Origin of the sequence: Cohnella lupini, from assembly GCF_003386205.1 — a bacterium.
Classification (GTDB): Bacteria; Bacillota; Bacilli; order Paenibacillales; family Paenibacillaceae; genus Cohnella; species Cohnella lupini.
Window position 1 is genome coordinate 229,952 of sequence record NZ_QRDY01000002.1, and the last position, 26,093, is coordinate 256,044.

The 26,093-nt window shown below is 52.4% G+C and carries 18 protein-coding genes; 17 read left to right on the forward strand and 1 reads right to left on the reverse strand.

Going from position 1 to position 26,093, the window contains the following annotated elements; genetic code table 11:
• Positions 1-10: 10 nt before the first annotated feature.
• From DFP95_RS05350 to DFP95_RS05405, 12 genes are all read left to right on the forward strand, one after another.
• On the forward strand, positions 11-1,369 hold the full coding sequence (locus DFP95_RS05350; protein ID WP_115991553.1) for an ethanolamine ammonia-lyase subunit EutB: 1,359 nt from the start codon (positions 11-13) through the stop codon (positions 1,367-1,369).
• 24 nt (positions 1,370-1,393) lie between these two features.
• The gene (gene eutC / locus DFP95_RS05355; protein ID WP_115991554.1) at positions 1,394-2,143 is read left to right on the forward strand and encodes an ethanolamine ammonia-lyase subunit EutC; all 750 of its coding nucleotides are present in this window, start codon (positions 1,394-1,396) and stop codon (positions 2,141-2,143) included.
• 176 nt (positions 2,144-2,319) lie between these two features.
• Positions 2,320-3,318 carry a type I glyceraldehyde-3-phosphate dehydrogenase gene (locus tag DFP95_RS05360; protein WP_115991555.1) on the forward strand — a complete coding sequence of 333 codons (999 nt, stop codon included), beginning with the start codon at positions 2,320-2,322 and terminating at the stop codon, positions 3,316-3,318.
• A 331-nt stretch (positions 3,319-3,649) separates the two neighbouring features.
• Positions 3,650-4,687 carry an alanine racemase gene (gene alr, locus DFP95_RS05365; RefSeq protein ID WP_281273396.1) on the forward strand — a complete coding sequence of 346 codons (1,038 nt, stop codon included), beginning with the start codon at positions 3,650-3,652 and terminating at the stop codon, positions 4,685-4,687.
• An 18-nt stretch (positions 4,688-4,705) separates the two neighbouring features.
• Complete coding sequence (locus tag DFP95_RS05370; protein ID WP_115991557.1) at positions 4,706-5,386, forward strand: YjgB family protein; 681 nt, start codon at positions 4,706-4,708, stop codon at positions 5,384-5,386.
• Between the two features lie 133 nt (positions 5,387-5,519).
• Positions 5,520-6,563, forward strand: a complete 1,044-nt coding sequence (locus tag DFP95_RS05375; protein ID WP_115991558.1) for a CapA family protein — start codon at positions 5,520-5,522, stop codon at positions 6,561-6,563.
• Positions 6,564-6,751: 188 nt separating this feature from the next.
• Entirely contained in the window at positions 6,752-7,486 is a 735-nt protein-coding gene (locus DFP95_RS05380) for an alpha/beta fold hydrolase (RefSeq protein ID WP_115991559.1), read from the forward strand.
• A 21-nt stretch (positions 7,487-7,507) separates the two neighbouring features.
• Positions 7,508-8,407 carry an SGNH/GDSL hydrolase family protein gene (locus DFP95_RS05385; RefSeq protein WP_115991560.1) on the forward strand — a complete coding sequence of 300 codons (900 nt, stop codon included), beginning with the start codon at positions 7,508-7,510 and terminating at the stop codon, positions 8,405-8,407.
• 741 nt (positions 8,408-9,148) lie between these two features.
• A complete protein-coding gene (locus tag DFP95_RS05390) occupies positions 9,149-11,221 on the forward strand; it encodes a methyl-accepting chemotaxis protein (protein WP_181907270.1) in 2,073 nt (690 codons plus the stop codon).
• 20 nt (positions 11,222-11,241) lie between these two features.
• Entirely contained in the window at positions 11,242-12,861 is a 1,620-nt protein-coding gene (locus tag DFP95_RS05395; protein ID WP_115991562.1) for a response regulator, read from the forward strand.
• Positions 12,862-12,867: 6 nt separating this feature from the next.
• A complete protein-coding gene (locus DFP95_RS05400; protein ID WP_115991563.1) occupies positions 12,868-14,649 on the forward strand; it encodes a cache domain-containing sensor histidine kinase in 1,782 nt (593 codons plus the stop codon).
• Positions 14,646-15,629 carry a substrate-binding domain-containing protein gene (locus tag DFP95_RS05405; protein WP_115991564.1) on the forward strand — a complete coding sequence of 328 codons (984 nt, stop codon included), beginning with the start codon at positions 14,646-14,648 and terminating at the stop codon, positions 15,627-15,629. Before DFP95_RS05400 ends, DFP95_RS05405 begins: the two co-directional genes overlap by 4 nt.
• A gap of 27 nt (positions 15,630-15,656) precedes the next feature.
• On the opposite strand, the gene DFP95_RS05410 is transcribed toward DFP95_RS05405, so the two are convergent.
• Positions 15,657-17,840: a fibronectin type III domain-containing protein gene (locus DFP95_RS05410; protein WP_115991565.1), complete on the reverse strand. Its 2,184-nt coding sequence runs from the start codon at positions 17,838-17,840 to the stop codon at positions 15,657-15,659.
• 256 nt (positions 17,841-18,096) lie between these two features.
• Between DFP95_RS05410 and DFP95_RS05415 the strand changes: the two genes are divergently transcribed.
• From DFP95_RS05415 to DFP95_RS05435, 5 genes are all read left to right on the forward strand, one after another.
• Positions 18,097-19,605: a sugar ABC transporter ATP-binding protein gene (locus DFP95_RS05415; protein ID WP_115991566.1), complete on the forward strand. Its 1,509-nt coding sequence runs from the start codon at positions 18,097-18,099 to the stop codon at positions 19,603-19,605.
• A 29-nt stretch (positions 19,606-19,634) separates the two neighbouring features.
• Entirely contained in the window at positions 19,635-20,630 is a 996-nt protein-coding gene (locus DFP95_RS05420) for an ABC transporter permease (protein ID WP_181907271.1), read from the forward strand.
• A 67-nt stretch (positions 20,631-20,697) separates the two neighbouring features.
• A complete protein-coding gene (locus DFP95_RS05425) occupies positions 20,698-21,723 on the forward strand; it encodes an ABC transporter substrate-binding protein (protein ID WP_115991567.1) in 1,026 nt (341 codons plus the stop codon).
• 120 nt (positions 21,724-21,843) lie between these two features.
• Positions 21,844-24,933 (forward strand): glycosyl hydrolase family 95 catalytic domain-containing protein, encoded by a 3,090-nt coding sequence (locus tag DFP95_RS05430; RefSeq protein ID WP_220376327.1) that lies wholly within the window; start codon positions 21,844-21,846, stop codon positions 24,931-24,933.
• Positions 24,934-25,064: 131 nt separating this feature from the next.
• Complete coding sequence (locus tag DFP95_RS05435; RefSeq protein ID WP_115991568.1) at positions 25,065-25,982, forward strand: phosphotriesterase family protein; 918 nt, start codon at positions 25,065-25,067, stop codon at positions 25,980-25,982.
• Positions 25,983-26,093: the final 111 nt, after the last annotated feature.

Sequence of the window (26,093 nt, forward strand, 5' to 3'; positions counted from 1 at the left end):
AGGGAAACAAGTGAGAACGACTCAACTTTTCGGCAACGCCTATTCATTCGGCAATCTCAAGGAACTGTTCGCCAAGGCGAACGAAGAAAAGTCGGGCGATCAGCTGGCCGGAATCGCCGCCGCGGATGCCAAGGAACGGATGGCGGCCAAGCTCGTACTAGCCGACGTTACGCTCGCCGAAATTCGCAACGAACCTCTGTTACCCGCCGATATCGACGAGGTATCCAGGATCATCGAAGAAGGCGTCGACGAGCCCGCGTTCTCCTCGATAGCCAGTTGGACCGTTGGCGAGCTAAGGGAATATATCTTGCATCAAGGGACGACCGGTCGGCATATCGAAAGAATCTCCTTCGGCCTGACGAGCGAGATAATCGCCGCGGTTACCAAATTGATGAGCAATCTGGATCTCGTTCAAGCGGCGGCCAAAATAGAGGTGTTAACGACCTGCAATACGACGATCGGCCAGAGAGGCGTGCTTGCAAGCAGAGCGCAGCCCAATCATCCGTCCGATCAGGTGCCCGGAATGTTAGCTTCGTTGTACGAAGCGTTAAGCTACGGCATCGGGGATGCCGTGTTGGGCATTAACCCCGTCATCGACTCTCCGGAGAACGTAAAACGATTGCTGGAAGCGACGAAGGAAGTCATGGCGAAGTGGGAAATCCCGACTCAGAATTGCGTTCTCGCGCATATTCAAACGCAAATGCAAGCGATCCGGCAAGGCGCTCCAGCCGATATGGTATTTCAGAGCTTAGCGGGTACGGAAGCGGGAAACCGGGCGTTCGGCATCGACTTGTCCTTGCTGGACGAAGCGGACGAGTTGATTCGCGCCCAAGGCTCGTCGACCGGAGCGAATCGCTGGTATTTCGAAACGGGGCAGGGCTCCGAGCTATCGTCCGAATCCCACGCCGGAATAGATCAACTGACGCTGGAATCCCGATGTTACGGGTTAGCGCGGAAATATAAGCCTTTTATCGTTAACACGGTTGTGGGCTTTATCGGCCCCGAATATCTGTACGATAGCAAGCAAGTCATTAGGGCGGGGCTCGAGGATCATTTCATGGGTAAAATGCATCTGCTGCCTATGGGATGCGACGTTTGTTACACGAACCATATGCAAACGGACCAGAACGACATGGATAATCTCGGACTGTTGCTTGGCGCGGCAGGCGTTAACTTCCTCATCGGCGTACCGATGGCGGACGATTGCATGTTGAATTATCAGTCTACGAGTTTTCACGATATCGCGACGCTTCGGGATGTTCTCAGACGCTCTCCGGCTCCGGAATTCGCCGAGTGGCTCGGAAAGATGGGGATTATGAATCAGAACGGACTCACTCCGTCTGCGGGCGATCCGACCCTCTTTACGTAATTCCAACAAGGGAGATGAAGAGCAATGGAAGACATTCCGCGATTACCGACGGCTTGGCGACCTCGATCGACCGAAGGGCTTGAACGGCTTCAATCGAGCACTCCGGCGAGAATCGGCGTTTGGAGAGCGGGAACCCGCCCCACGACGGGTCAAATGCTGAAATTCCGCTGCGATCATGCTTCTGCCGTGGATGCCGTGTATAGCGAGGTCAGCGAAGAGTTGCTCCTCGAGCTCGGGCTTTTTACGGTGGAAACGCAATACGGGAATAAAGAGATTTACTTGAAACGTCCCGACAGGGGACGGAAACTGACGGATGAGGCCATTGATACGATAACGAAGAAATGCAAGCTAAATCCTCAGGTGCAGATCGTCGTTTCCGACGGATTAAGCGGGAGCGCGATCGAGGCGAACTTAACCGATTGTTATCTTTCCCTTCTCGATTCGTTGGCTGTGCACGGACTGGAGGCAGGTACCCCTTTCTTCGTCAAAGGAGGCAGAGTCGCTTGTATGGATCAGATCGGCGAGCTCTTGCAGGCGGAGGTTTTGGTTCTTTTTATCGGGGAAAGACCGGGGCTCGTAAGCTCTAGTTCCATGAGCGCTTATATGTGTTATCGTCCGCGGTTCGGCACGGTGGAAAGCGACAGGATGGTCATCTCCAACATTCATCCCCAAGGTACGTTTCCGGCGGAAGCGGGAGCTTACATCGGCGATTTGCTCCATACGATACTCCAACATAAGGCGAGCGGCGTGAAGTTGGATAGCATGCGGAAATGAGGTGAAGGACCTCGCCGAATCCGAACCCGGGGGATGTATCTCGACGGGAGGCCTTTTTTGACTCGGGTATTTTAAAGCGATATACTTCCGGGATAGCAGAGACATACTATTGGAGAATGTCAGGTAACTCTGAAAGCATGCCTTGGTCACTCATTAAGACAAATTTGGAGGTAACTATGGGTAAAATAGGAATTTTCGGATTCGGACGTATCGGAAGGCAATTGCTGAGAGTCGCTTTGCAGGATAAACTGTTCGTACCCGTATCTATATCGGATATCAAAGACGTGGGCACGCTGGCCGCGTTGTTCGAGGTCGACACCAACTACAAGCGTTGGCACGAAGAGGTTTCGGGCCAAGGGGGTGCGATGACTATCGGCGGACGGGAAATCAAATTCATCGATTCGACCAAGGAAGTTCCGGACTGGAAGGCGCTGGACGTGGATTTGGTCATCGACTGCACAGGCAGGGCCGTTACGCGCTCTGTTGCGCAAGCGCATCTGGATCGCGGCGCCAACAGAGTACTGGTCAGCGGACCAAGCAATCAAGTGGAAGACTGCGATGCGGTGCTGCTGAAAGGGATCAATCTCGATAGCTTCGATCCTGACAAGCACAAGATCATCAGCATGGCGAGCTGCACGACCAACGCGTTGGCTCCCGTGGTCAAATTGGTGAGAGAAAATTACGGAATCAAGTACGGCTTATTTTCCACTGTCCATTCGTATACGAACACGCAATCGCTGACGGATCAACCAATGAAAAACGTCAGGGACTCATGGGCGGCGGCCGAGAATATTATCCCTTCTTCCTCCGGGGCGGCCAAAGCGCTTAAATTCATTTGGAACGATCTGCAGATAACAGGCAAAGCTTATCGGATTCCAACGCGTACGGGAAGCATCGCGGAGCTCAACCTTATAACGGAGAAGCCATGTTCTGTTGATGAGATCAACGATATGTTTCGCGGCGCGGCCAAGGAAGGCGAGCTGAAGGGAGTGCTGGACGTCCTTGAAGGACAATGGGCCTCTTCCCGGATCGTCGGCGATTCGCATTCCTCGATCATCGATTTGCCGCTTACCCAAGTCCAAGGAGAGATCGTATCCATTGCTGCTTGGTACGATAACGAGTGGGGATATGCTTCGCGTTTGGCCGAGGTTGCCGCATTTTTGGCTAATCGATAAGCTGCTTCGTAACTACAATATTGGCTGACAAACCGGCTTCGGCGAATTCATTCGCTGAGGCCGGTTTTTCGATATGCGGGCCAGTTCTGACGGTCGTTCTGTCTAGAAGAGGCCGCCTGGATAGTCCGATTTCGTTACCACGAAGAAAGCAACAAAACCGATCAACGGGAAATACTAGCCGTACAAAAGTTATCGCAGTGCGGAAAGACTTGGACATTTTACAAAAACGAAACATCCGATATCCAAGTCTGAAACAACTACCCCTTATGCTGAGGTTGTCGAACAATCGATGAACTAGAGTTACTGGGAGGCGATTATCGTCTTTATCGAGATCAACATGCAGAGTGTCATTCAAAATATACGAAACGTGCGACAAATAAGCGGTGACGCCATGTTCATGGCCGTGGTAAAATCGAACGCTTACGGATTGGGTCTGGTGGAGTTCGCGCGGAATATAGAGCCAAGCATTGACCGATTCGGCGTCAGCAACGTGGAGGAAGCCAACAAGTTGCTGCAGAACGGGATTACGAAGCCGGTGCATGTCCTGGCTCCTTACTTCGACGATACCGTGAGCGAAGGAATCATACCGACGATAGACCGGATCGAGGATCTTCGGCGATACGATTCGATATGCGAGCTTAAGGGCTATCATGGCCGGTTTCATCTTAAGATCAATACGGGAATGAATCGCTTCGGCTTGGAGATCGATCAGATCGACGAATTCATGAGAGTTTTGCAAAATTGTAGCCATATCGCAATGGAAGGGGTATTTACCCACTTCGGCTCGACGTACGCCAAACACCGCAAATTTACCCGGAAGCAGTGGATGAGGTTCATGTTCGTCAAAGATCTCATCACCATGAACCATAGCGATCCGCTGATTTTTCATATGGCCAATAGCGCGGCATGCATCGATTTCCCCGAATCGCGATTGGACATGGTCCGGATCGGCAACGCGATGTACGGCTTCCAATCCGCCAGTACGGATATCGGTTTGCTGCCGACTTATCATATCAAGGCAAACGTCATGTCGGTCCGATTCGTAAGCAAGGGCGATTTCATAGGATACGGATGTACCTTCAAAGCAAATCGGAATATGTGGGCGGCGGTAATTTCATTCGGGGGATACGACGGGTTCGGCTTGTCGCGACAACCTAAAAGCATCCTGCGAGATATTTATCATCGCTTGTTTCCGAAGCCGAAATTGTTCATTCACGGACAACCGGTCACGCCGTTAGGCAATGCGAGCATGACCTACATTATCGCCGACGTTAGTCATCTAAACGCGAAGCCGGGCGATACGGTCGTCATTAAGGTTGATTCCATTCTGTCTCTTAAAGAGACCATTGAACGCAAATACGTTATTTAGGATATAGGAGATGATAACATGACTCGCTTGATCAAAATCATGGCAGCTTCCATTACTCTCGCCGGCTTGCTTGCTCTGACGGCTTGCGGTACAAGCGGTCCAAACGCTGCGAATTCAGCGTCCACGCCGGTTCCTACGAATACGTCGGATGCGGTCGAAACTTCGCCGGCACCGACGCCGACGCCGTCCGAATCCCAACCTGCGCCAACCGAGATCTCAAGCAAACCGCCTGCTCAATCAAACAACGGGACTTCTTCCTCGACGGCCGTAAAGAAACAGTTGGAGGAATTACTGGCGCTCGCCAAGCTAGGCCAGGTACCCGGAATCAAGTTCAGGGCTCACGTCGATTTAATCGACGCCGTCACGGAAGCATGGGGCAAGTCGGACGTTACGGAGTCTGCGGGTAAAGGCATATATGCGACCTATTCCAAGAAAAACGCCGTTATCGGATTTAACAAGGGCAGTAAAATTTTCGACGTTAGGTCCAGCGCCCCCGAATTACGGAAGCTGACGTTGAAACAAATCGAACAAACGTTAGGCAAACCGGAAGGTCAGACGGTTAACGGCGATGATAATATTTACCTCTACAACGTTAACAAATCGTTCCAACTTAAATTCATTATTCCCAAGTCGACGGGTAAAGTTCACCATATCTCGGTGTTCTCGCCGAAGGATTCAAAGAATCTTATGGCCGGGTAGCACCATGCAGAGCCGAACGGGGTTGAGCAGGATTGTCCTGCTCGCCCTTTTTTTTAATGGAAATTGCATGTGAAGGTAACGATATAAGGAAATCGAACTTAGAGGTGATCGTATACTGGTATACAAATTAATCATGGCCGCTTCGCTGTTCTTAGGATGGACTGGCACTCAATCCCTTACGGCCACAACCGCCCCAACGGGCAAAACCTCACAAACAATTCAGACCGTCCAAACGGACAGGCCAATCGATGTCGTTTTCGCCGGAGATGCTATGATGGACGGCTCCGTTAAACGCGCGATTCAACGATTGGGAGCGGACTTTCCCTTTCGCAACGTAAAGAAAGAGGTATCCAAGGCGGACTTGGCCATCGTTAATCTCGAAACCTCCGTCACCCAAGCGAGCCGCAAAGACGACGTTCAGCTGTTCAATTTCAAATCCGATCCGTCCTCTCTCAATGGAATTAACCATGCCGGATTCGATTTGGTGTCGATGGCTAACAACCATGTCTTGGATTATAAAGAGAAAGGCTTGTTCGATACCTTCAATAATTTGAAGCGGCATCATCTGAACTATGTGGGCGCGGGAAGGAACGAGCGCGAAGCGTATTCGGCCAGTACGTTCGTCAGGAGGGGGAAAGTCATTAAGATCGCTGCTTTTGCGCGATTCCTCCCATCCGAAAATTGGTTCGCCCATGGGAATCATCCCGGAGTCGCGGAAGCTTATCAGCCTCAGAGAGTCTTGAATGCGATTGCCCGTGAGAGGGAAGGAGCGGATTATCTCATCGTGTTCATGCATTGGGGCATAGAGAAGAACAACCGGCCGGAAGACTGGCAGCGCGATTTAGCCCGCAAGATGCTCGACGCGGGAGCCGACGCGATCGTCGGGAGCCATCCGCACGTGCTTCAAGGCTTCGAGTTCTACAAAGGCAAACCGATCGCGTACTCCATCGGCAACTTCCTCTTTCCGGACTACGTCAGCAACCGCAAAGCGGATACCGGATTGCTTCATCTCAAGCTCCGTAACGGTAAAGTGAAAATGTCCTTCACTCCGTATTACATAAGGGACAATCAGATCGTTAAGCGCGGCCCGCAATACGACAAGAAGATATCCAGATATTTGGAGACCCTCTCGTACGGAGTCCGAATGTCGGGCAACGAGGTTCTGAGCAAGCGGTAACGGAAAGCCAGCGCCATCATTGGTGCTGGCTTTTTCACACCTGCCGTCCCATGGACGGCGAAGCCGTACTACTTGTTTGTCTTGCGTTACGTTGCCGAGATACGAAACGAAAACTCTTTTTTTCGATAATCATTCCGAGTAAAATATGGAAGAAACAGAGTCTCGTAGAAGATACGGAGGGGATCTGGATGACAACCGGCAAGTCCAATTGGAAGGGATACGACAGGTACGATTTCGAGGTTTCCGGCCGAGAGGCCATCGTTGTTTGTCCGAAACGGGCCTCTCCCGGGAATCCTTGGATTTGGCGCGCCGAGTTCTTCGATGCGTTCGCGCAAGCCGATATGGCGCTACTGGAGCAAGGGTATCATTTGGCCTATTACATGGTCAGCGATATGTACGGTTGTCCGGAAGCGATCGAGCTGATGCATGGATTTCAGGAGAAGGCGGAAGAGGAGTTCAACCTGTCGGCGAAAACGGTTCTATTCGGCTTCAGCAGGGGAGGACTTTATTCGGTCAATTATGCCGCGACATATCCGGATCGAGTCGCGGCCTTGTATTTGGACGCACCCGTGTTGGATCTCGGGAGTTGGCCTGGCGGCAAAGGAAAGAAAACGGAATCGGCAAGCGAATGGGCCGAATGCTTGCGTTGTTACGGGATGACGGATGAGCAGTTCGTTCACTTCAAGGGTAATCCTCTCGATCGCGCCGAGGAGTTAGCGGAATTCGGCATCCCTATTATACTCGTTGCGGGGGATGCGGACGATCTGGTTCCTTATGCCGATAACGGTGAAATACTGGCTTCCCGGTACCGTGAACACGGCGGGGTAATCGAAGTCATACTCAAGCCGGGTATCGGTCACCATCCCCATTCCTTGGAGGATCCTAGCCCGATCGTGGACTTCATTCTTAAGCATTCTAAATAATCGACAGGGGGATGAAACCCGATGGCGGATGCGAAAACAATCGTTTTCCTAGGAGACAGCATTACCGACGAAGGGACTTACATCTCGTTCTTGGATGCCCATTTTCTGCAAAGCGCGCCGTCCGTTCCGCGCCTTACGCTTATTAATCTCGGCGTCAGCAGCGAGACGGCTTCGGGGTTAAGCGAACCGGATCATCCTTTTCCGCGCCCGTGCGTTCATGAAAGACTGGACAGGGCTTTGAGCGAAAGCCGGCCGGATTGGGTCGTAATCTGCTACGGCATGAACGACGGGATTTATTATCCGTTCGCGGAGGAGCGATTCGAAGCCTACAAGGACGGCATGCTTAAAGTGATCGGCGCGGTGCAAAGAGCCGGTGCCAAGGCGATCGTCATGACGCCGCCTCCGTTCGACGCGAGTACGCTGGACGAATCGATCCTGCTTCCCGAAGGAGAAGAGAAGTACAGCTATTCCGCGCCGTATGCCCAATATAATAGCGTCTTGGGCCGTTATTCGGATTGGCTGCTTACATTGGGGTCGGTCGTGGACGGCATCGTTCCGATCCGCGAACCTTTGCTCCGTTATATTGCCGATGAGAGAAGCAAGGATCCGGGCTATCGTTACGGGGATGGCATTCACCCGGATGCCGGAGGACATTGGATCATAGCGAAGACGTTGTTTAAACGTTTGTTCGAGATCGACATGGAGAATACGCCCGCTTACGTAAGCCAACCGGAGAAGTCGCCGGTCTACCAACTGGTATGGGAGCGTCACCGCTTGCTGAGCGCGGCATGGAAAGAGCACGTGGGTCATACCAATGAAAATAAGGATGTGGCTTTACCCCTGGATATCGCGATTCTGCGAGGGGAAGAATTGGCGACACGGATCGGAGAGTTGTCTAAGGAAACCGTTCGCGAAAGTTAAGGTCTCGATAAAATCGCCATGCTGGCGATTTTTTTCATTCGTCCAAACCGGGTAACTCTCGCCGCAACCAGCAATACGCACGGAGTAACACGTCTAAACCGGGTAACTCTCGCCGCAACCAGCAATACGCACGGAGTAACACGTCCAAACCGGGTAATTCTCGCCGCAACCAGCGAAATGCACGGAGTAACACGTCCAAACCAGGTAACTCTCGCCGCAACCAGCGAAATGCACGGAGTAACACGTCCAAACCGGGTAACTCTCGCCGCAACCAGCAATACGCACGAAGTAACACGTCCAAACCGGGTAATTCTCGCCGCAACCAGCGAAATGCACGGAGTAACACGTCCAAACCGGGTAACTCTCGCCGCAACCAGCGAAATGCACGGAGTAACACGTCCAAACCGGGTAACTCTGAATTCAGATCGCCAGGTGAGTGTGAGTCATCCCTATCAAATACGATGCTTTTCAATGTATTTTTGGAGCTCGTTCAAAAACTATTCTGGATAAAGATGCTTTTTATTCCTATTGGTCCCCGTTTGTTCGATTTCTTTCATAAATTCGATCTATAGTGATGTTCTTCATTCTACTTTGATTGCAAAAGCGCTTGATAACTCCAATAGCGATGATTACCATTCTACTTCCCAATAGGATAATCGACTCTTTCAGTAGAATATTGCATGTATTTGTCGAGCGATGCCCTTTAAGATTGAAGTCAATCTTATGCAGGGGGAATTGACGATGGTCGCATCGGCAAGCCGAATTAAGCTGTTGGAACGATTATCCAACTCCAAAATCGCACGATTCTCCACGATCCAAATACGGCTGACCGTTTTTTTCGTAATGATTATCTTTCTATCCATCGCCATTACGAGCTTAGTTAGCTATAAGAAATCGGACGAGGCGCTGAACGGCAAGATCGAACTGTATTCCAAGCAGATCATGAGTCAAATCAGTTCCAATATCAATCTGGAGCTGGAGCATATCAAGATCGCGATGGAGGATATGACCTCAAGCGGGGAAATCCAGAACGGATTAAGCCAACTCGGGACAGCGGGGGACCTCGCGTATAAGCTAACGGATCAGATCAATAAAACGATAGCGCACAAGCTTTCCCTGCTGAACTATTTATCGAGCGTTACGATATACGTGGACGAGGAAACTTCGCTTGGCACTTACAATTCACTGGATAAGTCGCAGCTCGGAACGATCGTTCAAGCTACGAGGAACAATGCCGGCTACCATTATTTCCTGATCGACGACCCGGTAAAGGAAAAGGCTTATATATCTCTCAGCAAGCAGATCAAATCCGCCGTTAACGGAGAAATTCTCGGCGTAATCGTCATAACGCTGGAAGAGAAGCATATCGCGAAGCTATACGGCGAGCTTGATCTGGGGGATTCGGCGGAAATCTTCATCCTAGATTCGCTCGGCAAAGTCATTTCGAGCAGGAACAAGGAGCGATTTCCGGTAAACCGCGATTTGACCGATCCGGGGTTCGCGAAGAAGCTGTCGGACGAGCAAGGGGAGCTTAACCGGACATCCTTCTTCGGGCGTGCGTTCGGAGCGGATTCCTTGATTGCCTTCTCGCCGATCGCCGCCAACGATTGGACGGTCGTATCCGTCATTCCCGAAGCGTTCATTCGCGCGGAGATAGACGAATTGAAACGAACGATGATTCTCATCGGGTTATCCTGTCTTCTGGGTTCTGCATTGATCGCGTTTTTCATATCGCTTGGCGTTTCCATTCCGGGCAAGAAGTTGCTTCATCAAATGAAATTAGTCAACGAAGGGAATTTGAACGTAGATTTCGAAGATAAGAATAAGGACGAGATGGGAACTCTATCGAAGAGCTTCAACGAAATGATAGGGACCATACGATCCCTTATAAGGCAAGTTGGAAGTACGTCCGAAGAGATGCGAGATCAGGCCCGTTTCGTCGCGTCCGTGTCCGACAGATTCCGTGGCGGTCATCGGCAGCTCGTGGAATCGATTAAACAGATCGCGGGAGGATCGAGCGATCAGGCGAACGAGGTTGCGGTGAGCGTAGGGAATATGAACGAATTGTCCTTGAAAATGAATGCGATCGGAGAAGATATTAGCACGATATCCGCGGCGATCGTAAATATCGGATCGATCTGCGACGGCACGAAACAAGTCGTCACAGCGCTGAACGACAAAACGGCGACGGCGAATTCCGTTTCGCGGACGGTTAACGAGAACATCGGATCTCTCAATCATCAGCTGGATACGATAACGGGCATCGTTCGATTAATAACGAACATCTCTAAACAGACGAACATATTAGCCATCAACGCATCGATCGAAGCCGCGCGCGCCGGAAGCGCCGGAAGGGGATTCGCGGTCGTCGCGGATGAAGTAAAGAAGCTTGCGCACCAATCCAGGCTTGCTTCCGAGGATATCGAAGAGATCATAACCGCCGTAATCCGGAAGTCGGAAGCCACGGTGAAGGAGGCGGAGCGCGCGGCGGGCCTGTTCGAAGAACAGACGGCGGCCGTTGCCGAGACGGACAAAAGCTTCGTCGTCATTAAGCAAGAGATCGATCATATCCTCAATTACGTAACTAGCGCGTACAACGCTTCCAATAATATGATAGACTCGAAAGAAAAGACAATGAAGGCAATAGAAGTCATCGCGTCCGTAGCCCAAGAGATCGCGGCGGTGACGGAAGAGGCATACGCGAGCTCGGAAGACCAGATCTCGGAGACGGAGAAGCTGGCCGACATGGCGGAGGAGCTAAGCAGAACCTCTTCGACTCTTTCGAACTCGATACTCAAGTTCAAAGTATCATAGACGGATAAGGCGGGGAATCTATGTACAAGCTGCTGATCGTGGACGATGAAGCATTGGTGCGGGAAGCGATCAAGGATCAGATGAATTGGGAAGAGCTCGGCTACGAATGCATAGGCGATTGCGAAGACGGCGCGGAAGCGCTGGAATTCATCGGCCGGCAGCAGCCCGACGTCGTCTTGACCGATATCGGGATGCCGTTCATGAACGGCATGGAGTTGACGAACGAGCTCGCGGTCCGTTATCCGAACATGAAGGTCATCATCCTGACGGGATACGACGATTTCGACTTTGCGCAGCAGGCGCTCAAACTGCAAGCCGTAGATTATATTTTGAAACCGGTTACAGCCGCGGAGCTCGCCGCCGTTTTACGCAAATTAAGCGATGAAATGGATGTCGAGCGCAGCCGGAAGCAAGATCACGAGCAACTGAAGCGACAGTTGACGGAAAGCTTGCCGCTGCTGAAGGAGCGGTTTCTGGAGCGACTCGTTACCTCTCCGATGACGGAGAAGCAGATCAAGGAAAGCAGCGGTTATTTTCAGATCGAGTGGGACGGCGAATGGGTGACCGAGCTAGCGATCGACGTAGACGAATTCGTCATGGATCAGCCTTCGACCCTTTTCGATCAGCAGCTCATTCGTTTCGCCGTATACAATATCGCGCAAGAAATATCGGCTAAATACAAGGGAGCGGCGACTTTCAGGGATCGGGAAAATCGCGTTCTCGCGTTGCTGTCCGGAGAAAATCCCGACGAGCTTCAAGAACGGGCGATCGTGGCGGCGGACGATATTCATAACGCGGTTTCATCTTATTTGCCAATTCTCGTATCGATAGGAATCGGCAACGCCTGCAGGCTAGCCGACAACGCATCGGTCCTCCACCAATCGGCGGTTTCCGCCTTGGACTATCGATACGTGATCGGAACGAATTCGATCATTCGCTTATCGGACATGGAGCGGCGCAATCGGCCTGAATTGCTATCCGTCGTCACGTGGGAGAGCGAGTTGATTACCAAGCTCAAGACCGGAACGCCGCTGGAAATGGAACAATGGATGATTAAGCTCTTCACGACGTTCCGAGAGCACGTATTTCCGATCGATGTCTGCTACATCTATCTTCAACGGATCGTGCTCACGATGATGCATACTCTCTACGAGATGGACAGCAACGCCTCCCAGGTATTCGGAGCGAACACCAATCCGATCGCCGAAATCAACCGGTTCGCCACGTTGGACGAAATAGAGGCGTGGATGATGGAATTGTGCGGCAAGGCGGTAACCGTTATCCAAAGCAAACGCGAGGATCAAAGCGCCCTTCAGATCAACAAGGCGATGCAATACGTGAGGGACAACTACATGGATCCGGAGCTGTCGCTGAAGACGGTATGCAAGCACGTTTCCTTAAGCTCGAGTTACTTCAGCAGTATTTTCAAGCTTCATAAGGGGAGAACGTTCGTGGAATTCGTCACGCACGAGCGAATGGAGAAAGCCAAGGAATTATTGAATTTAACGGCGATGAAGAGCTACGAAATCGCTTATGCGGTCGGCTACGGCGATCCTCACTACTTCAGCGGAGCCTTCAAGAAGCATACGGGGGATACTCCGACGGATTATCGCAACAAAATGATATCGGGGAAAGTGTGATGACGGATGCGTATGTTCTCGCGGTTGCGAAGCCTGCAGACCAACATGGTGCTCGCTTCGGTATTTCTGATTTTGATGACCATTCTGATCATGAGCTTTACCTCGTATTACTTGACCAAGGACGCGGTTCAATCTCAGGCGCAATCCTATACGACGGAGCTCGTCAAGCAAGTGAACAACAACATCAAATCCTACGTGAACGGGATGAAGTACATGTCGGATCTCGTAGCCGCCAACCACTCCGTGCAAGACTATTTATCCGCGACGAGCTTTAAGAGCTTGCAGGACGAGAAGGATCACAAGGAAGCGATCTCCGACTTGTTGGAGTCGATGCTATTTTCCCGGACCGACATTGCGTCGGCAAACGTTTTCGGTTATGGCGGACAGTTCGTGTCCGGAAGGAAAGAGCTGGAATTGAACCCGTTCATCGATAGGTCGACATTGAGTTGGTATAAGAACGCGCAGGAAGCCGGCGGGAAAAACGTGATATCCCCTTCCCACGTGCAGCCGGTGTTCAAGGATCGGTATCCGTGGGTCGTTTCGCTGAGCCGGGAGCTATTCAGCAGGGACGGAACTCGGAAGCTCGGCGTATTCTTGGTCGATTTGAATTTCAGCGTGATGAACGACATGTTCAAGGACATTCGCTTAGGCCAGAGAGGGTACTTGTTCATCATCGATTCCGGCGGCAAAATCGTATACCACCCCCAGCAGCAGTTGATCTATAGCCATCTGAAATCCGAAATGATCGACAAGGTGCTGGAAATCGAGAGCGGAACGTTCGTCAGCGACGAGGGCAGCGACAGCAGGATGTACACGGTGCAGGACTCGGATTTCGGTTGGAAAATCGTCGGAGTATCTTACGTTAGCGAGCTCGTCGGCAATCAGAACGAAGTGAGGCTATCCTACGTCGTGCTTGGATTGATCTGCATCGTCATTGCCATCGTCATCTCGTTCTTCTTGTCGCAGCGGGTGAGCCAGCCGATCAAACGGCTTCAGGATTATATGAAGGAAGTAGAGAAGGGAAATTTCGATATTCACGTGCCGGTTCCGAAGGCGATAGAGATCGGAAGACTGGCGCGGGCGTTCAATATCATGGTCGGAAAAATCAAGGAGCTCATGTCGCAGGTGGTGCACGATCAGGAGCAGAAGCGCAAGAGCGAGATCAACGCGCTGCAAGCCCAGATCAACCCGCATTTCCTTTATAATACGCTCGATTCTATCGTGTGGATGGCGGAGAGCAACAAGTCCAAAGACGTCGTGCTTATGACCTCGGCTCTCGCGAAGCTATTTCGCTCTTCGATCAGCAAAGGGGAAGAACTGGTATCGATCCGCACCGAAATCGAGCATATTACGAACTATTTGATGATTCAGAAGATGAGGTACAAGAACAAATTGGATTATCGGATAGAGATAGACGATTCCGTCCGGGATTACAGAACCATTAAAGTCATCCTGCAGCCGATCGTTGAGAACGCGATCTATCACGGTATAAAGATGAAGCACGGACCCGGCCTGATCCGAATTACTTCGGAGGAAACGGAATCGGATATTTATATCGTAATCGAGGACGACGGCAAAGGAATGGACGAGGAAAAGCTGAGCACGCTGCTCTTGCCTAGCCCCAATCCGAAGGAAGGAAGAGGGGTCGGAGTCCGTAACGTGCACGAACGGCTTCAATTGTATTTCGGAACGCAATACGGCTTGACGTATAAAAGCGCTTTGGGCGAGGGAACGACGGTGTATATCCGCATCCCTAAGTCCCATCGGCCGACGGAGGACGAGAAATGATAGTTTGGAAGCACAAGTGGTTATCCGGGGCCGTCGCCCTTCTCCTCGTCGTCGGATGTTTGGTTTATTGGATTAACGGATTCTCCGAGAAAAAAGCGTTGGAAGTCACGGTCATCATCAAGACGACCGACGATTCGGTCGAATTCTGGCAGGTGCTGATCGATGGCGTACACGAAGCGGCGAAGGAGTTCGACGCCAACGTGCAGGTGTGGGGCTCGAAAACCGAAACGGACGTGGACGAGCAAATTTCCCTGGTGGAGAAGGCGATGCGGAATCGTCCCGACGCGATCGTCCTGGCGGCGAACGACTTCGATAGGCTGGTTCCGATATCGGAAAAGGCGAGAAAAAGCGGTATCAAGCTTATCATCGTCGACTCCGGGATTAATTCCGACGCGGCCAAGAGCATCGTAGCGACGGACAACGTGAAGGCCGGCCGGGAGGCGGGCCAAGCCATGCATCAGGAATTGACGGGGAATGCGAAAGTAGCCATCATCAGCTATGTCAAAAACGCGGCCTCTCATATCGATAGAGAAAAGGGCGTTCGCGAGGTGCTCGGGCAATATCCGAATATCGAGCTTCTGGATACCTACTACGTGGAAGGCTCGGAGCAGAATGCTTACTTGAAAGCCAAAGAAATTTTGCGGAAGCATACGGACGTCTTAGGGATTATCGGCCTGAACGAGCCGACGACGGTCGGTGCGGGAAGAGCGATACAGGAGCTCGAGCTCAAGGAGCGGGTCAAGCTGATCGGGTTCGACAGCTCCGTCAATGAAATCAAGCTGCTCGAGGAAGGCGTCATGAAGGCGACTGTCATTCAGCGACCGTTCCAGATGGGCTACTTAAGCATCAAGACGGCAATGGAGGCGGTGAAAGGGAAGAAGGTGTCCAAGTTTCTGGACACCGGTTCTCTCGTGATCACCAAGCAGAACATGTACGACGAAGAGAACCAGAAGCTACTGTTTCCCTTCGTCGGGAAGTGAGCGTACCGTCAAGAGATACAACCGACGTCAGTTTCCTCCGCCGTTAACTAAAGTCACTTCCTTCTGGAAAATAACCTTTGCGTTCCCTCCGTAAGGATTGAGAAGGGATGCTTGAATCACGGCGGTACCGTTTGCCAATTGATCGGGGATAGATACCGTTCCATTGGAAGTGACGGTTACCTTGTCGTCTCCGGATACTTTCGTCCACTTCAATAGGACGGAAGGAATCGGAATGTCGAGCACTTTAAGCGAATAGTCGCGTTTTTTCCCATTGGCTGTTATTTTGACTGTCTCGATCGCTTCAGAGCGAATGTAAGCAACGCCAAGAGCTTGAAGGGCAGGCTCGTCTTCCCGTAGTTTCCCGAGGAAGTTGTTCGCCACGGCCAGAAGATCTTGCGGCGTAACGCCAAGCCGATTAAGAACGCTAGTGACTTTGTACGCCTCCGAGTCGCTGAACATCCGCGCTAACGCACCAAGTAAAAGCTCGGTTTGCTTCTGTTTATCCAAGATCAGTTGAGCGAGCTCAAGCTTGGATTTCTGCGCAAGCATACCGGCGATTGTCCCTTCAACGCCAATGAGGCTGTCGCCGTCCCCTGTCAGAAAGGTCGTGACATCGGAGATCGTTAGGCTCTCTTGTCCCCCAGCCGCCGCTATAACGCGCAAAGCTTCCCGGAATGCCGAATTGGATCGAATGTCGAGCCATTCCGCTTCATACGTGTCGTAATGGATAGAACCGATTGCTTTGAAGAGTTGAAAGAGGTTGCTCTTCAGCTCCGGTCGGTTTACGTCTAGAGGCAGCTTCGCGCTTACTTTATTCCATACCGGATCGATAAGAGATAAGGCGTCTTCTTCTTTTAATCCGGCGATTTCATCGCGTAAACTTCGCACCTTCTGCACATCGGAAGGATCGCCGGCCATTAGAGCGGCATGAAGCTTAATAAGCCGTTCAAGGAACGGGTTCGACAGCATTCCCGTCGTTGCGATCACGGTAGGTCCATCCGTCGTCCAATCGCCCCCCGACTGCTGTGCCTCTATTTTAAAAACATAGGAGGTGCCAGGCTGAAGATCATTGGACTCGTAAGAGAGAATCGCATTGGATACCGTGTCGATCAGCTCGCCGTTTCTATAGATCCGATAGCCGCCGCTTCCCGCGGCAGGGCTCCAAGCGAGGGTTAACGAGGTCTGCCCTACATTCCCTGCGCTTAAAGCGCTCCCGGCAGGCCATACGGCTTGTACAAGGAATGTGCCGTAATAATCTTTATACACTCCGGCATCATCGATTGCGCGGATTGTTAGGGTATGAATTCCGTTTTCTAATCCGATTGCTTGTGCAGACAGATTCCATGTTTTTGCGTCGTAGCTGTAAGGAACGGGTTCTTCGTCGATTTTGACTAGGATGGCATCCTCTTGCAAGCCGAATCCGGCATCGCGAATTTTTGCCTTGATGACCGGATTGGCCGTCGGTACCGTCGCTCCCGTTTCCGGGTAAACGGACCAGACGGTCGGCGGGAAATGCGGCAGAGGCAGCGTTTCAGTAAATACGTATGGACCATCCGTTGACCAGCCGCCATTCGGTAGCCGGGCTTCTACCTTAAAGCCGTAGGATGAACCGGCTTCCAGCTCCGTTGCTTCGAACGAACGAACCGATTTGTCAACCTCGGCCAGAAGGTGTTGTCCCCAATAGATTCGATAGCCCATGCTCCCTTCGGCGGCAGTCCAGGATAAAGTTACGGAGTAGAAGCTATTATTTTCCGCGTTCAGAGTGCTCCCCTCAGGCCAAATGGATGATCTAGCATAGAAAACGCTTGATTTACGAGCGACATTTCCCGACTGGTCGGTCGCTTCGACTTCAAAGACGTGGGTCCCGCTTTGTAATGGGGGCGAATAAGTAAACGCGAGGCCGTGACTATAATTGACGGGTATATTGCCTGTGCCTAAGACGAGTCCATCAAGCTTGAATTCGATCGAGCTTAGACCTGATTCGTTATCGCTGATACCTGCGGATAGAAGAGTCGTGTTCTCCGTCACGGTTTTCCCGTTTTCAGGGAATAGATTGCCGATATGGGGAGGGGTAGTGTCGGTTGCCAATGCGGGACTGCCTGCATCCGGGTTCTCTTGCGCATAAGCCGAAGCAGGGGAAAGCAAGCAGAAAACCAAACCAATAAGGATCAAGTACGATGCGAGTCTTTGAACGGTAAAAATAGCGTCCACCTCTTTCCTTTATATTGACAATTAGGAATAATATTCAATTCGAGAATAATATAACACTTTGTTCGCGATATGAATATAAAATTAATGAAAGGTCGTTTTAAGCGCTGCCCCCGGGTTGCGCTTTATTCGCATTACGCGCCTCAAACGAACACCGAAAATTATTCGACCTTTACAGGAAGAAATCACATGTAAGCCGGAAAGCCGAGCGTGTAAAGTTAACCTCAACAACAAGAACAAGGAGCTGGGAGGTGGTACGATGAGCCGAAATCTTGTCGAGATGGAAGGCATCGAGAAGCATTTCGCGGGTGTTCACGCTTTAAAGGGGTGCAAGTTCGGGCTGCTTTCGGGCGAGGTTCATGCCTTGGTCGGGGAGAACGGCGCGGGCAAGTCGACGATGATGAAGGTGCTGACGGGAGTCTATCAGAAGGACGAAGGACGGATCTTTTACCAGGGGAAGGAAGTTCAGATTACCGATACGAGGACGGCCCAGAAGCTGGGGATCAGCATGATTCACCAGGAGCTGAATCTGGCCCCTGATCTTACGGTGGCCCAGAACATCTTTATCGGCAAGGAGCCGCGGAGAGCGATCCGGTTGTTCCTGAACGACAAAGAGATGAATAGGCAAGCCAACGAATTGCTGAAGCAAATGAATCTGGATATCGAACCGACGACTCTCGTATCCGAGCTGACGGTAGCCAAGCAGCAAATGGTAGAGATCATCAAAGCGATTTCCTACGATTCCCAAGTATTGATCATGGACGAACCGACTGCCGCGCTCAGCGATGCCGAGATCGAGGATCTGTTTAAGATGATCGAGCAGCTGAAGGCCAAGGGCGTAGGCATCGTCTACATTTCGCACCGTATGGCGGAATTAAAGAGAATAACCGATCGCGTAACGGTCATGCGGGACGGCAGCTACATCGATACGGTGCCGACGGCGGACGTCAGCGTCGATCGGATCATCGCGATGATGGTCGGCAGGGAAATCTATCAGCCGGCCAAGCCGGACCGCCAGCAAGGCGAGAGCGAAGACACGGTGCTCGAGGTACGCAATCTGAGCCGCGGAAACGTGCTCCGGGACGTAAGCTTCTCGCTCCGCAAAGGAGAAATCCTCGGCGTAGCGGGGCTTGTCGGCGCGGGAAGGACCGAGACCGCCAGAGCGATATTCGGAGCGGATCCTATCGATTCCGGAGAGCTGTACGTTCGGGGGCGCAAGGTCCGAATCAACGGACCGCATCAAGCGGTCAAGCACGGCATCGGCTATTTATCCGAGGATAGGAAGCATTTCGGTTGCCTGCTCGACATGGACGTCAAGACGAACATCGCGTTGGCCACTTTGGGGCGGTTCACGCGGGGCGGCGGTTGGATGAACGACAAGCATATGGCGGACGTATCTCGCAAGGTCGTCGAGGAGTTGAAGGTCAAGACGCCGGGGATCAATCAGAAGCTGAAGTTTCTGTCCGGGGGTAACCAGCAGAAAGTCATTATCGGCAAATGGCTGACGAGGGACTGCGACATTCTTATCTTCGACGAACCGACGCGCGGCATCGATGTCGGAGCGAAGAGCGAGATTTACAAGCTGCTGGAAAGCTTGGCGGCTTCGGGAAAATCGATCATCATGATCAGCTCGGAGCTCCCGGAAATTCTAAGGCTGAGCCATCGGATCATCGTCATGTGCGAGGGCAGAATCACGGGGGAGCTTCTTAACGACGATAGCATCACGCAGGAACGGATCATGACTTACGCGACGGACCGGATAAGCTAGGAAAGCCGGCAGAGAATGGAGGAAATCAAGTGAAAGAAGCGACGGTGGTCGTCCAGAAACCGCGGTTCGCGTTCCATGCGGGCCTGCAGCAGCTTCTGGCGTTCGGCAGTTTGATTTTATTGGTCATTGTTTTCTCGATTGCTTCGAGCAATTTCTTTCATTTTTCGAATATCGTCGGAATATTGCTCTCTACCGCCGTGATCGGCGTGCTTGCGTTGGGATCGACGTTCGTTATCGTAACCGGAGGAATCGACCTTTCGGTCGGAACGGTCATGACGTTAAGCGCGGTCATGACGGGAGTGTTCATCTCGATGTGGGGGCTGCCGGTTCCGATCGGCATTATCGGCGGATTATTGACCGGAGCGTTATGCGGATTTCTGTCCGGCTTCACGATTGCCCGGTTAGGGATCCCGCCTTTTATCGCGACGCTCGCCATGATGATGATCGCCAAGGGGCTGGCGCTCGTCATCTCCGGTACGAAGCCCATTTATTTTACGGATTACGAAGTGTTCATGGAGATTTCGCTAGGCTCGGTATTGGGCGACTTGATTCCGGGCTTCGACATTCCGAACGCCGTGCTTATATTTTTCGTCGTAGCGATCATCGGCAGTATCGTGCTGTCTCGCACGATCATCGGCCGATACAACTTCGCGATCGGCAGCAACGAGGAGGCAACCCGCCTCTCCGGGGTTAACGTTCGCAATTGGAAGATCGTCATCTACACGATAACCGGAGTATTTACGGGAATCGCGGGAGTGCTGATGGCGTCCAGGCTCAACTCGGCGCAGCCTTCGCTTGGTATGGGCTATGAGCTGGAAGCGATCGCGGCCGTCGTTATCGGGGGTACTTCGCTCAGCGGAGGCAAGGGTACGATCGTGGGCACGGTGATCGGCGCGTTGATCATGAGCGTGCTAACGAACGGACTGCGCATTTTGTCCGTGCCTCAGGAATGGCAGACGGTCGTCGTCGGTCTGGTTATCCTCCTGGCGGTGTATGGCGACATTTTACGCAGACGTAAGTCTTAACGACGGTATGGTCTCCTCGGAGATTATATAGAGCAATTATCTTTTAACTAGAAGGGGATAAACGAAAATGAAAAAAGTGTGGCTCTTGACGGTATTGGCTATCGTAATGGTAATCAGCGCTTGCGGCTCGAACAAAAACAATGGCAACAATGCTTCGCCTTCCAGCGAGGCGTCTTCTAACGCGGCCGAAAGCCCGAGCGCGTCAACGCCGGCTTCGACGGAGAAATTGTACATTCCGATCATTTCCAAAGGCTTTCAGCATCAGTTCTGGCAAGCCGTTAAGATGGGCGCGGAGAAAGCGGCCGCCGAGTTCAACGTCGAGATCACGTTCGAAGGGCCCGAAACGGAATCCCAAGTAGATAAACAGCTCGAAATGCTTCAAGTGGCTTTGGACAAAAAGCCGAGCGCGATCGGTTTCGCGGCGCTGGATAGCCAAGCCTCGATTCCGCTCCTCAAGAAAGCGCAAGAAGCCAACATTCCGGTCATCGCGTTCGACTCCGGCGTGGACAGCGACATTCCGGTCAGCCTGGTTACGACGGATAACGCGTTGGCGGCCGGAATGGCGGCCGACAAAATGGCGGAGCTGATCGGCGGGGAAGGCGAAGTTGCCTTGATCGTGCATGACCAAACGAGCCAAACGGGCATCGATCGCCGCGACGGCTTCAAAAACCGTATCGAGGAAAAATATCCGAATATCAAAATCGTCGACATTCAATACGGCGGCGGCGACCACTTGAAATCGACCGACCTTGCGAAAGCCATTATCCAAGCGCACCCTAACCTTAAAGGAATGTTCGGAGCGAACGAAGGCTCCGCAATCGGCGTAGTTAATGCGATAACGGAATTGAAAATGGAAGGCAAAGTCACGGTCATCGGTTACGATTCCGGTAAAGCGCAGATGGACGCAATCAAGAGCGGTCTGATGGCTGGCGCGATATCGCAGAACCCAGTAGGTATCGGCTACGAGACGGTAAAAGCGGCCGTAGCGGCAGTGAAGGGCGAGACGGTAGTGGCCAAAATCGATAGCGGCTTCCTCTGGTACGATAAAACGAACATCGACAGCGAAGAGGTGAAAGCCGTACTTTACGAGTAAAAAGCGGTGGAATCGCGCTGTTCATAAACGGAGATGGTCGGGGGCTTAGACTCCCGATCATTTTCGAAATGAAAATGAAAGCGCTACCGTTAATTGAATATAAAAACGGAGGGATAGTTAATGAGATACGTTGGGAAAAGGCTGAGGATGGGTTTGGCACTATTGGTTGCGATATCGGCTTTGCTAGGGATGATGGGAACGGCATCGGCCAGCACGACGAGTCATTCTTTTAATTCCGGCACGGGTGCCCTGAACGTGGATTATGCCGGTTATATTTCCAAGCATGATCTCGTCTTCAATGCACCGGTAACGAATCCTAAAAGCGGAGCGACGGTCGGAAACGGCCGGGTAGGCGCGCAAGTATGGAACACTTCCGGCGGACTCACGATGCAAGTGTCCGGAGTGGATGCCTCGCAGCAAGGGTGGGCATCGCAGGGCTTAGCTAATCTGTATACGTCCCCGGGTTTGGACTCGGGTTACTCGACCTACCAGCAGAGGCTTTCCCTCCATGACGGAATCGTCACGACCAAGTACGATAACAACCGCACGGTTACCATCATGGGATCGCCGAACTCCGAGGTCATCGGAATCCACGTGGAAGACAGCCGCATGGGGTTGTCTAACGTCTCGCTCGATCTGAGCTTATGGGATGTCAGCAATCTAGCGAACGGAGGCGACGTGCCCGATCTTAATACTTGGCGGACGGTGACCACCTTCGTCGATCCGACCGTGGTCGGCCTGAGCAGAGGACAGACCGACGCGAATAAGTTCGGGTATACGTTGGCGGCGACGGTCGAAGGAGCAAGCTTCACGACCCAGTCGGTCAACGGCAACAAAGTCAGGTTAAATATTACGCCGACCTCGAGCTACACGATCTGGATCGCGGCCGCAAGCAGACTTAATGCCCCGGGTAACGACTCGGTCAACCAAGCCAAATCGGCGCTCAACGGTGTGAAAAGCACTGGATACGCTACGACGTTGAACAACTATAAGAACTGGTGGCACAACTTCTGGAGTAAATCCTTCGTTCAATATTCCAATTCTTCGGGAGATGCGGATTATTTGGAAAGCTTTTACTATCTGAGCACTTACATGATCGCGGCTGGCGGTTACGGCAACTATCCGAACCACTTCATTAACGGAGTGTTCAGCGGCGTGAACGACGCCGATAGCGGTAAATGGAGTCATGCTTACTGGTACTGGAACCAACGGGACGTGTACCATTCGTTCCTTGCTTCGAACCACGCGGATATGGTCCAAATTTTCAACAACCTGTACAGTCGTAATTTTAACGCGCTTAAGTCGTACACGATGACCCGGTACGGGATCGACGGAATCTGGGTTCCGGAGACGATGGGCTGGGACGGCAACGCCAGGCATACGGTCGGAAGCGACTATACGCAAGATACGCTCTCCACCGCGGCGGAAGCGGCGCTCAACATGTACGCGCAGTATAAGTACACCAACGACTCGGCGTATTTGAGCAATACCGCTTATCCTTTCATGAAGGAAGCAGCCAAGTTCTATGCCGCCAAGCTGTCGTTCAATAGCGCCACGGGCAAGTATTACATGGCTTCCTCCAACGTCCATGAACAATATTGGGACGTGCAGAATGCGATTACCGATCTGGCGGTGGTAAGGGCTTTGTTTCCGGTGACGATTCAAACGAGTCAAGCGCTCGGACTGGACGCTACTCTGCGCACGCAGTGGCAGAACGTGCTGAATAACTTGGTGGCTTACCCGGTCGATCCGAACGACGCGAACAAATATTATCCGCATACTCCGCCCTTATCGCAAAACCGCAATAACGAGAACCCGATCCTCGAGCTGGCGTGGCCGTACAGCGTTTCCGGGATCGGGTCCGCGGACCAGCAGAAGCTGATCAACAACTACAATAGCCGGCCGTTCCCGTACGGCTCGAACAACGTGTGGGATCCGGCGCCGATTCAAGCGGCAAGGCTCGGGCTTGGCGACGAAGCTTACTCGGGCATGAAAACGATGCTCCAGAAGTATCAGGACTACCCGAACGGGCGCACGACGAATACGAACGGAGAATTCGAGTATATCGGCGTGCACTTGATCGCGATGAACGAATCGCTTATGCAGAGCTATAACGATAAGATCAGGGTGTTCCCGGCTCTGCCGAACGACGCCACGATGAACGCCAAGTTCACGCTGCTCGCCAGCGGCGGCTTCCTCGTCAGCTCGGAGAAGGAAGGCAACGAAATTAAGTACGTCGGGCTCAGAAGCTTGTACGGGAACAACGCAACCGTCGTTAATCCTTGGGGAACGCAGCAATTACAGGTGAGAAGAATGTCGGACAACGCGATCGTTCTTACGTCTTCGAGCAGCGAGCTTAGCTTCGCCACGTCCGCCAATACGTCTTACTTCGTGGAGCGGACGGCCAAACCGCTCGGCAGCTATACCTATCAAGCGCTGACGGGGACCGCGAACAATTCGGTGAAGACGGCGACCTTTAACGGGGTGCCGAAAGCATTGGGCAGCGCGGCTCCGTACACCGGCGCGATGCCGACCTTCTATCCGAACAGCGGCTTCGGAGGAACGGGAGTTTCCTTGCCGCCGGGAAGCTACAGTATCTCCCAGATGCAAGCGGCAGGCATTGCTAACGATTCCATCTCTTCGATTAAAGTACCTTCGGGAATGACTGTCGTCGCTTACGGCGACGGAGCGTTCGACGGGCCTTCGTGGACGTTTACCGCCGATAACAATAACCTTGGTGCAAGCGGAAACGATAACGCCATATCTTCGTTCATCATTTCGGGTAGCGGCGGAGGTGGCGGGCCGGTCGGCGGAGCTCCGATCGGACAGACGATCGCCTTCAAGGCGACGGTGAACGGCCTATTCGTCACGGCGGAAAATGCCGGCGCCGAGCCGTTGATCGCCAATCGGCCGACGGCGGGCGGCTGGGAGCAATTCACGGTCGTCGACGCCGGAGGCGGAACGATCGCGTTAAGGGCGCAGATCAATAACAAGTACGTTACGGCGACGAGCTCCGGTACTTCCAATCTTGTCGCGCAGGCGACTACGATCGGAGATTGGGAGAAGTTCCGGTGGATCGACAACGGGGACGGAACATTCTCGTTGCAAGCGGCCATGAACAACCAGTACGTTTGCGCGGAAGCCGCCGGCGTCGATCCTTTGATCGCGAACCGCCCTTCCATCGGGCCGTGGGAGAAATTCCAGCGGTAGGAGATCGATGTTTTAGCTAGGATAGAGTAGTTGAAAATCGATACCGTACTCATTGAACCCGTTGCTTACTAGGCAACGGGTTCAATGTTATGATGATAGGAAGATGACTAGAAAGCGGGGATGACGGAAGCATGTTAAGGACGGTTACCGGATTCATCGATGAGCAAACGGCGGGGAGAATTCTAGAGCATGAGCACGTTATGGTAGGATTCGTCGAGGATGCCAAATTGACGCCTGCCGATTACGATTCGGACGAAGTGGTCGGAATGATCGGGCCTTATATGCTCCGGCTTAAGGAAGCCGGCTGCTCCACGTTCGTGGATTGCGCCCCGGAATATTTGGGACGTGATCCCTATCTGCTCAAGAGTCTGTCGCTTCAAACCGGCATGCAAATTATTACGAATACCGGATATTACAAGAAGCCATACTTGCCTTCCTTCGTCCATCTCGAGGACGAGCGCGAGCTTGCCCGTCGTTGGATTCGCGAAGCTTCGCACGGTATAGGAGACAGCGGCGTATATCCGGGTTTTATCAAAATCGCGCTTAACGACGGCAAGGCTATAGATGACGTACAGCAGAAAATACTCCGGGCGGCCATACGCACGTCCCTGGAAACCGGACTCACGATACAATGCCACACGATCGGCGACGACGTCGCAGCGCACGCCGACCGGATCATGGAAGAGGTTAGTTTCGACCGGGAACGTTTTATTTGGGTTCATGCCCAATCGTCGATCGATAAGACGATCCTTCAAAGGCTTGCTGCCAAAGGGATGTGGATATCCATCGATTCCATTCTGCCGGGTACCTACGACGAGCACGTTAACCTGCTGAAAGAATTGGTCGAATTAGGCATCTCCGACCGTATTCTTCTATCGCAGGATACGGGATGGTACAACGTTGGCCAGGAGCGGGGCGGGAAATTGAATCCCTATCATTTGCTGTTTACTGATTTTTTCCCATATGCGCAACAACGAGGTTTGGATTCGGGTTGGCTGGAGGCTTGCGTTACTCGTCATGCTTTCCAGGCCATGAGCGTTAGAAAGTAATAATAGCGAGCGGGGCCTTTGCGTATCGGATTTTGGTGCGCGGAGGCTTTTTTTGCCTATCCGGCGAGGCCGGTCGCGCACCATGACGGAGCGATATGCGATTAGTCCTCC

Bases quoted from the DNA above. Each gene is read 5' to 3' on its own strand.
- DFP95_RS05390 (WP_181907270.1), top strand. From the start codon at position 9,149: ATGGTCGCATCGGCAAGCCGAATTAAGCTGTTGGAACGATTATCCAAC.
- eutC (WP_115991554.1), top strand. From the start codon at position 1,394: ATGGAAGACATTCCGCGATTACCGACGGCTTGGCGACCTCGATCGACC.
- DFP95_RS05425 (WP_115991567.1), top strand. From the start codon at position 20,698: ATGAAAAAAGTGTGGCTCTTGACGGTATTGGCTATCGTAATGGTAATC.
- DFP95_RS05430 (WP_220376327.1), top strand. From the start codon at position 21,844: ATGAGATACGTTGGGAAAAGGCTGAGGATGGGTTTGGCACTATTGGTT.
- DFP95_RS05415 (WP_115991566.1), top strand. From the start codon at position 18,097: ATGAGCCGAAATCTTGTCGAGATGGAAGGCATCGAGAAGCATTTCGCG.
- DFP95_RS05400 (WP_115991563.1), top strand. From the start codon at position 12,868: ATGCGTATGTTCTCGCGGTTGCGAAGCCTGCAGACCAACATGGTGCTC.
- DFP95_RS05375 (WP_115991558.1), top strand. From the start codon at position 5,520: ATGGCCGCTTCGCTGTTCTTAGGATGGACTGGCACTCAATCCCTTACG.
- DFP95_RS05435 (WP_115991568.1), top strand. From the start codon at position 25,065: ATGTTAAGGACGGTTACCGGATTCATCGATGAGCAAACGGCGGGGAGA.
- DFP95_RS05405 (WP_115991564.1), top strand. From the start codon at position 14,646: ATGATAGTTTGGAAGCACAAGTGGTTATCCGGGGCCGTCGCCCTTCTC.
- DFP95_RS05380 (WP_115991559.1), top strand. From the start codon at position 6,752: ATGACAACCGGCAAGTCCAATTGGAAGGGATACGACAGGTACGATTTC.
- DFP95_RS05385 (WP_115991560.1), top strand. From the start codon at position 7,508: ATGGCGGATGCGAAAACAATCGTTTTCCTAGGAGACAGCATTACCGAC.
- DFP95_RS05370 (WP_115991557.1), top strand. From the start codon at position 4,706: ATGACTCGCTTGATCAAAATCATGGCAGCTTCCATTACTCTCGCCGGC.
- DFP95_RS05395 (WP_115991562.1), top strand. From the start codon at position 11,242: ATGTACAAGCTGCTGATCGTGGACGATGAAGCATTGGTGCGGGAAGCG.
- DFP95_RS05360 (WP_115991555.1), top strand. From the start codon at position 2,320: ATGGGTAAAATAGGAATTTTCGGATTCGGACGTATCGGAAGGCAATTG.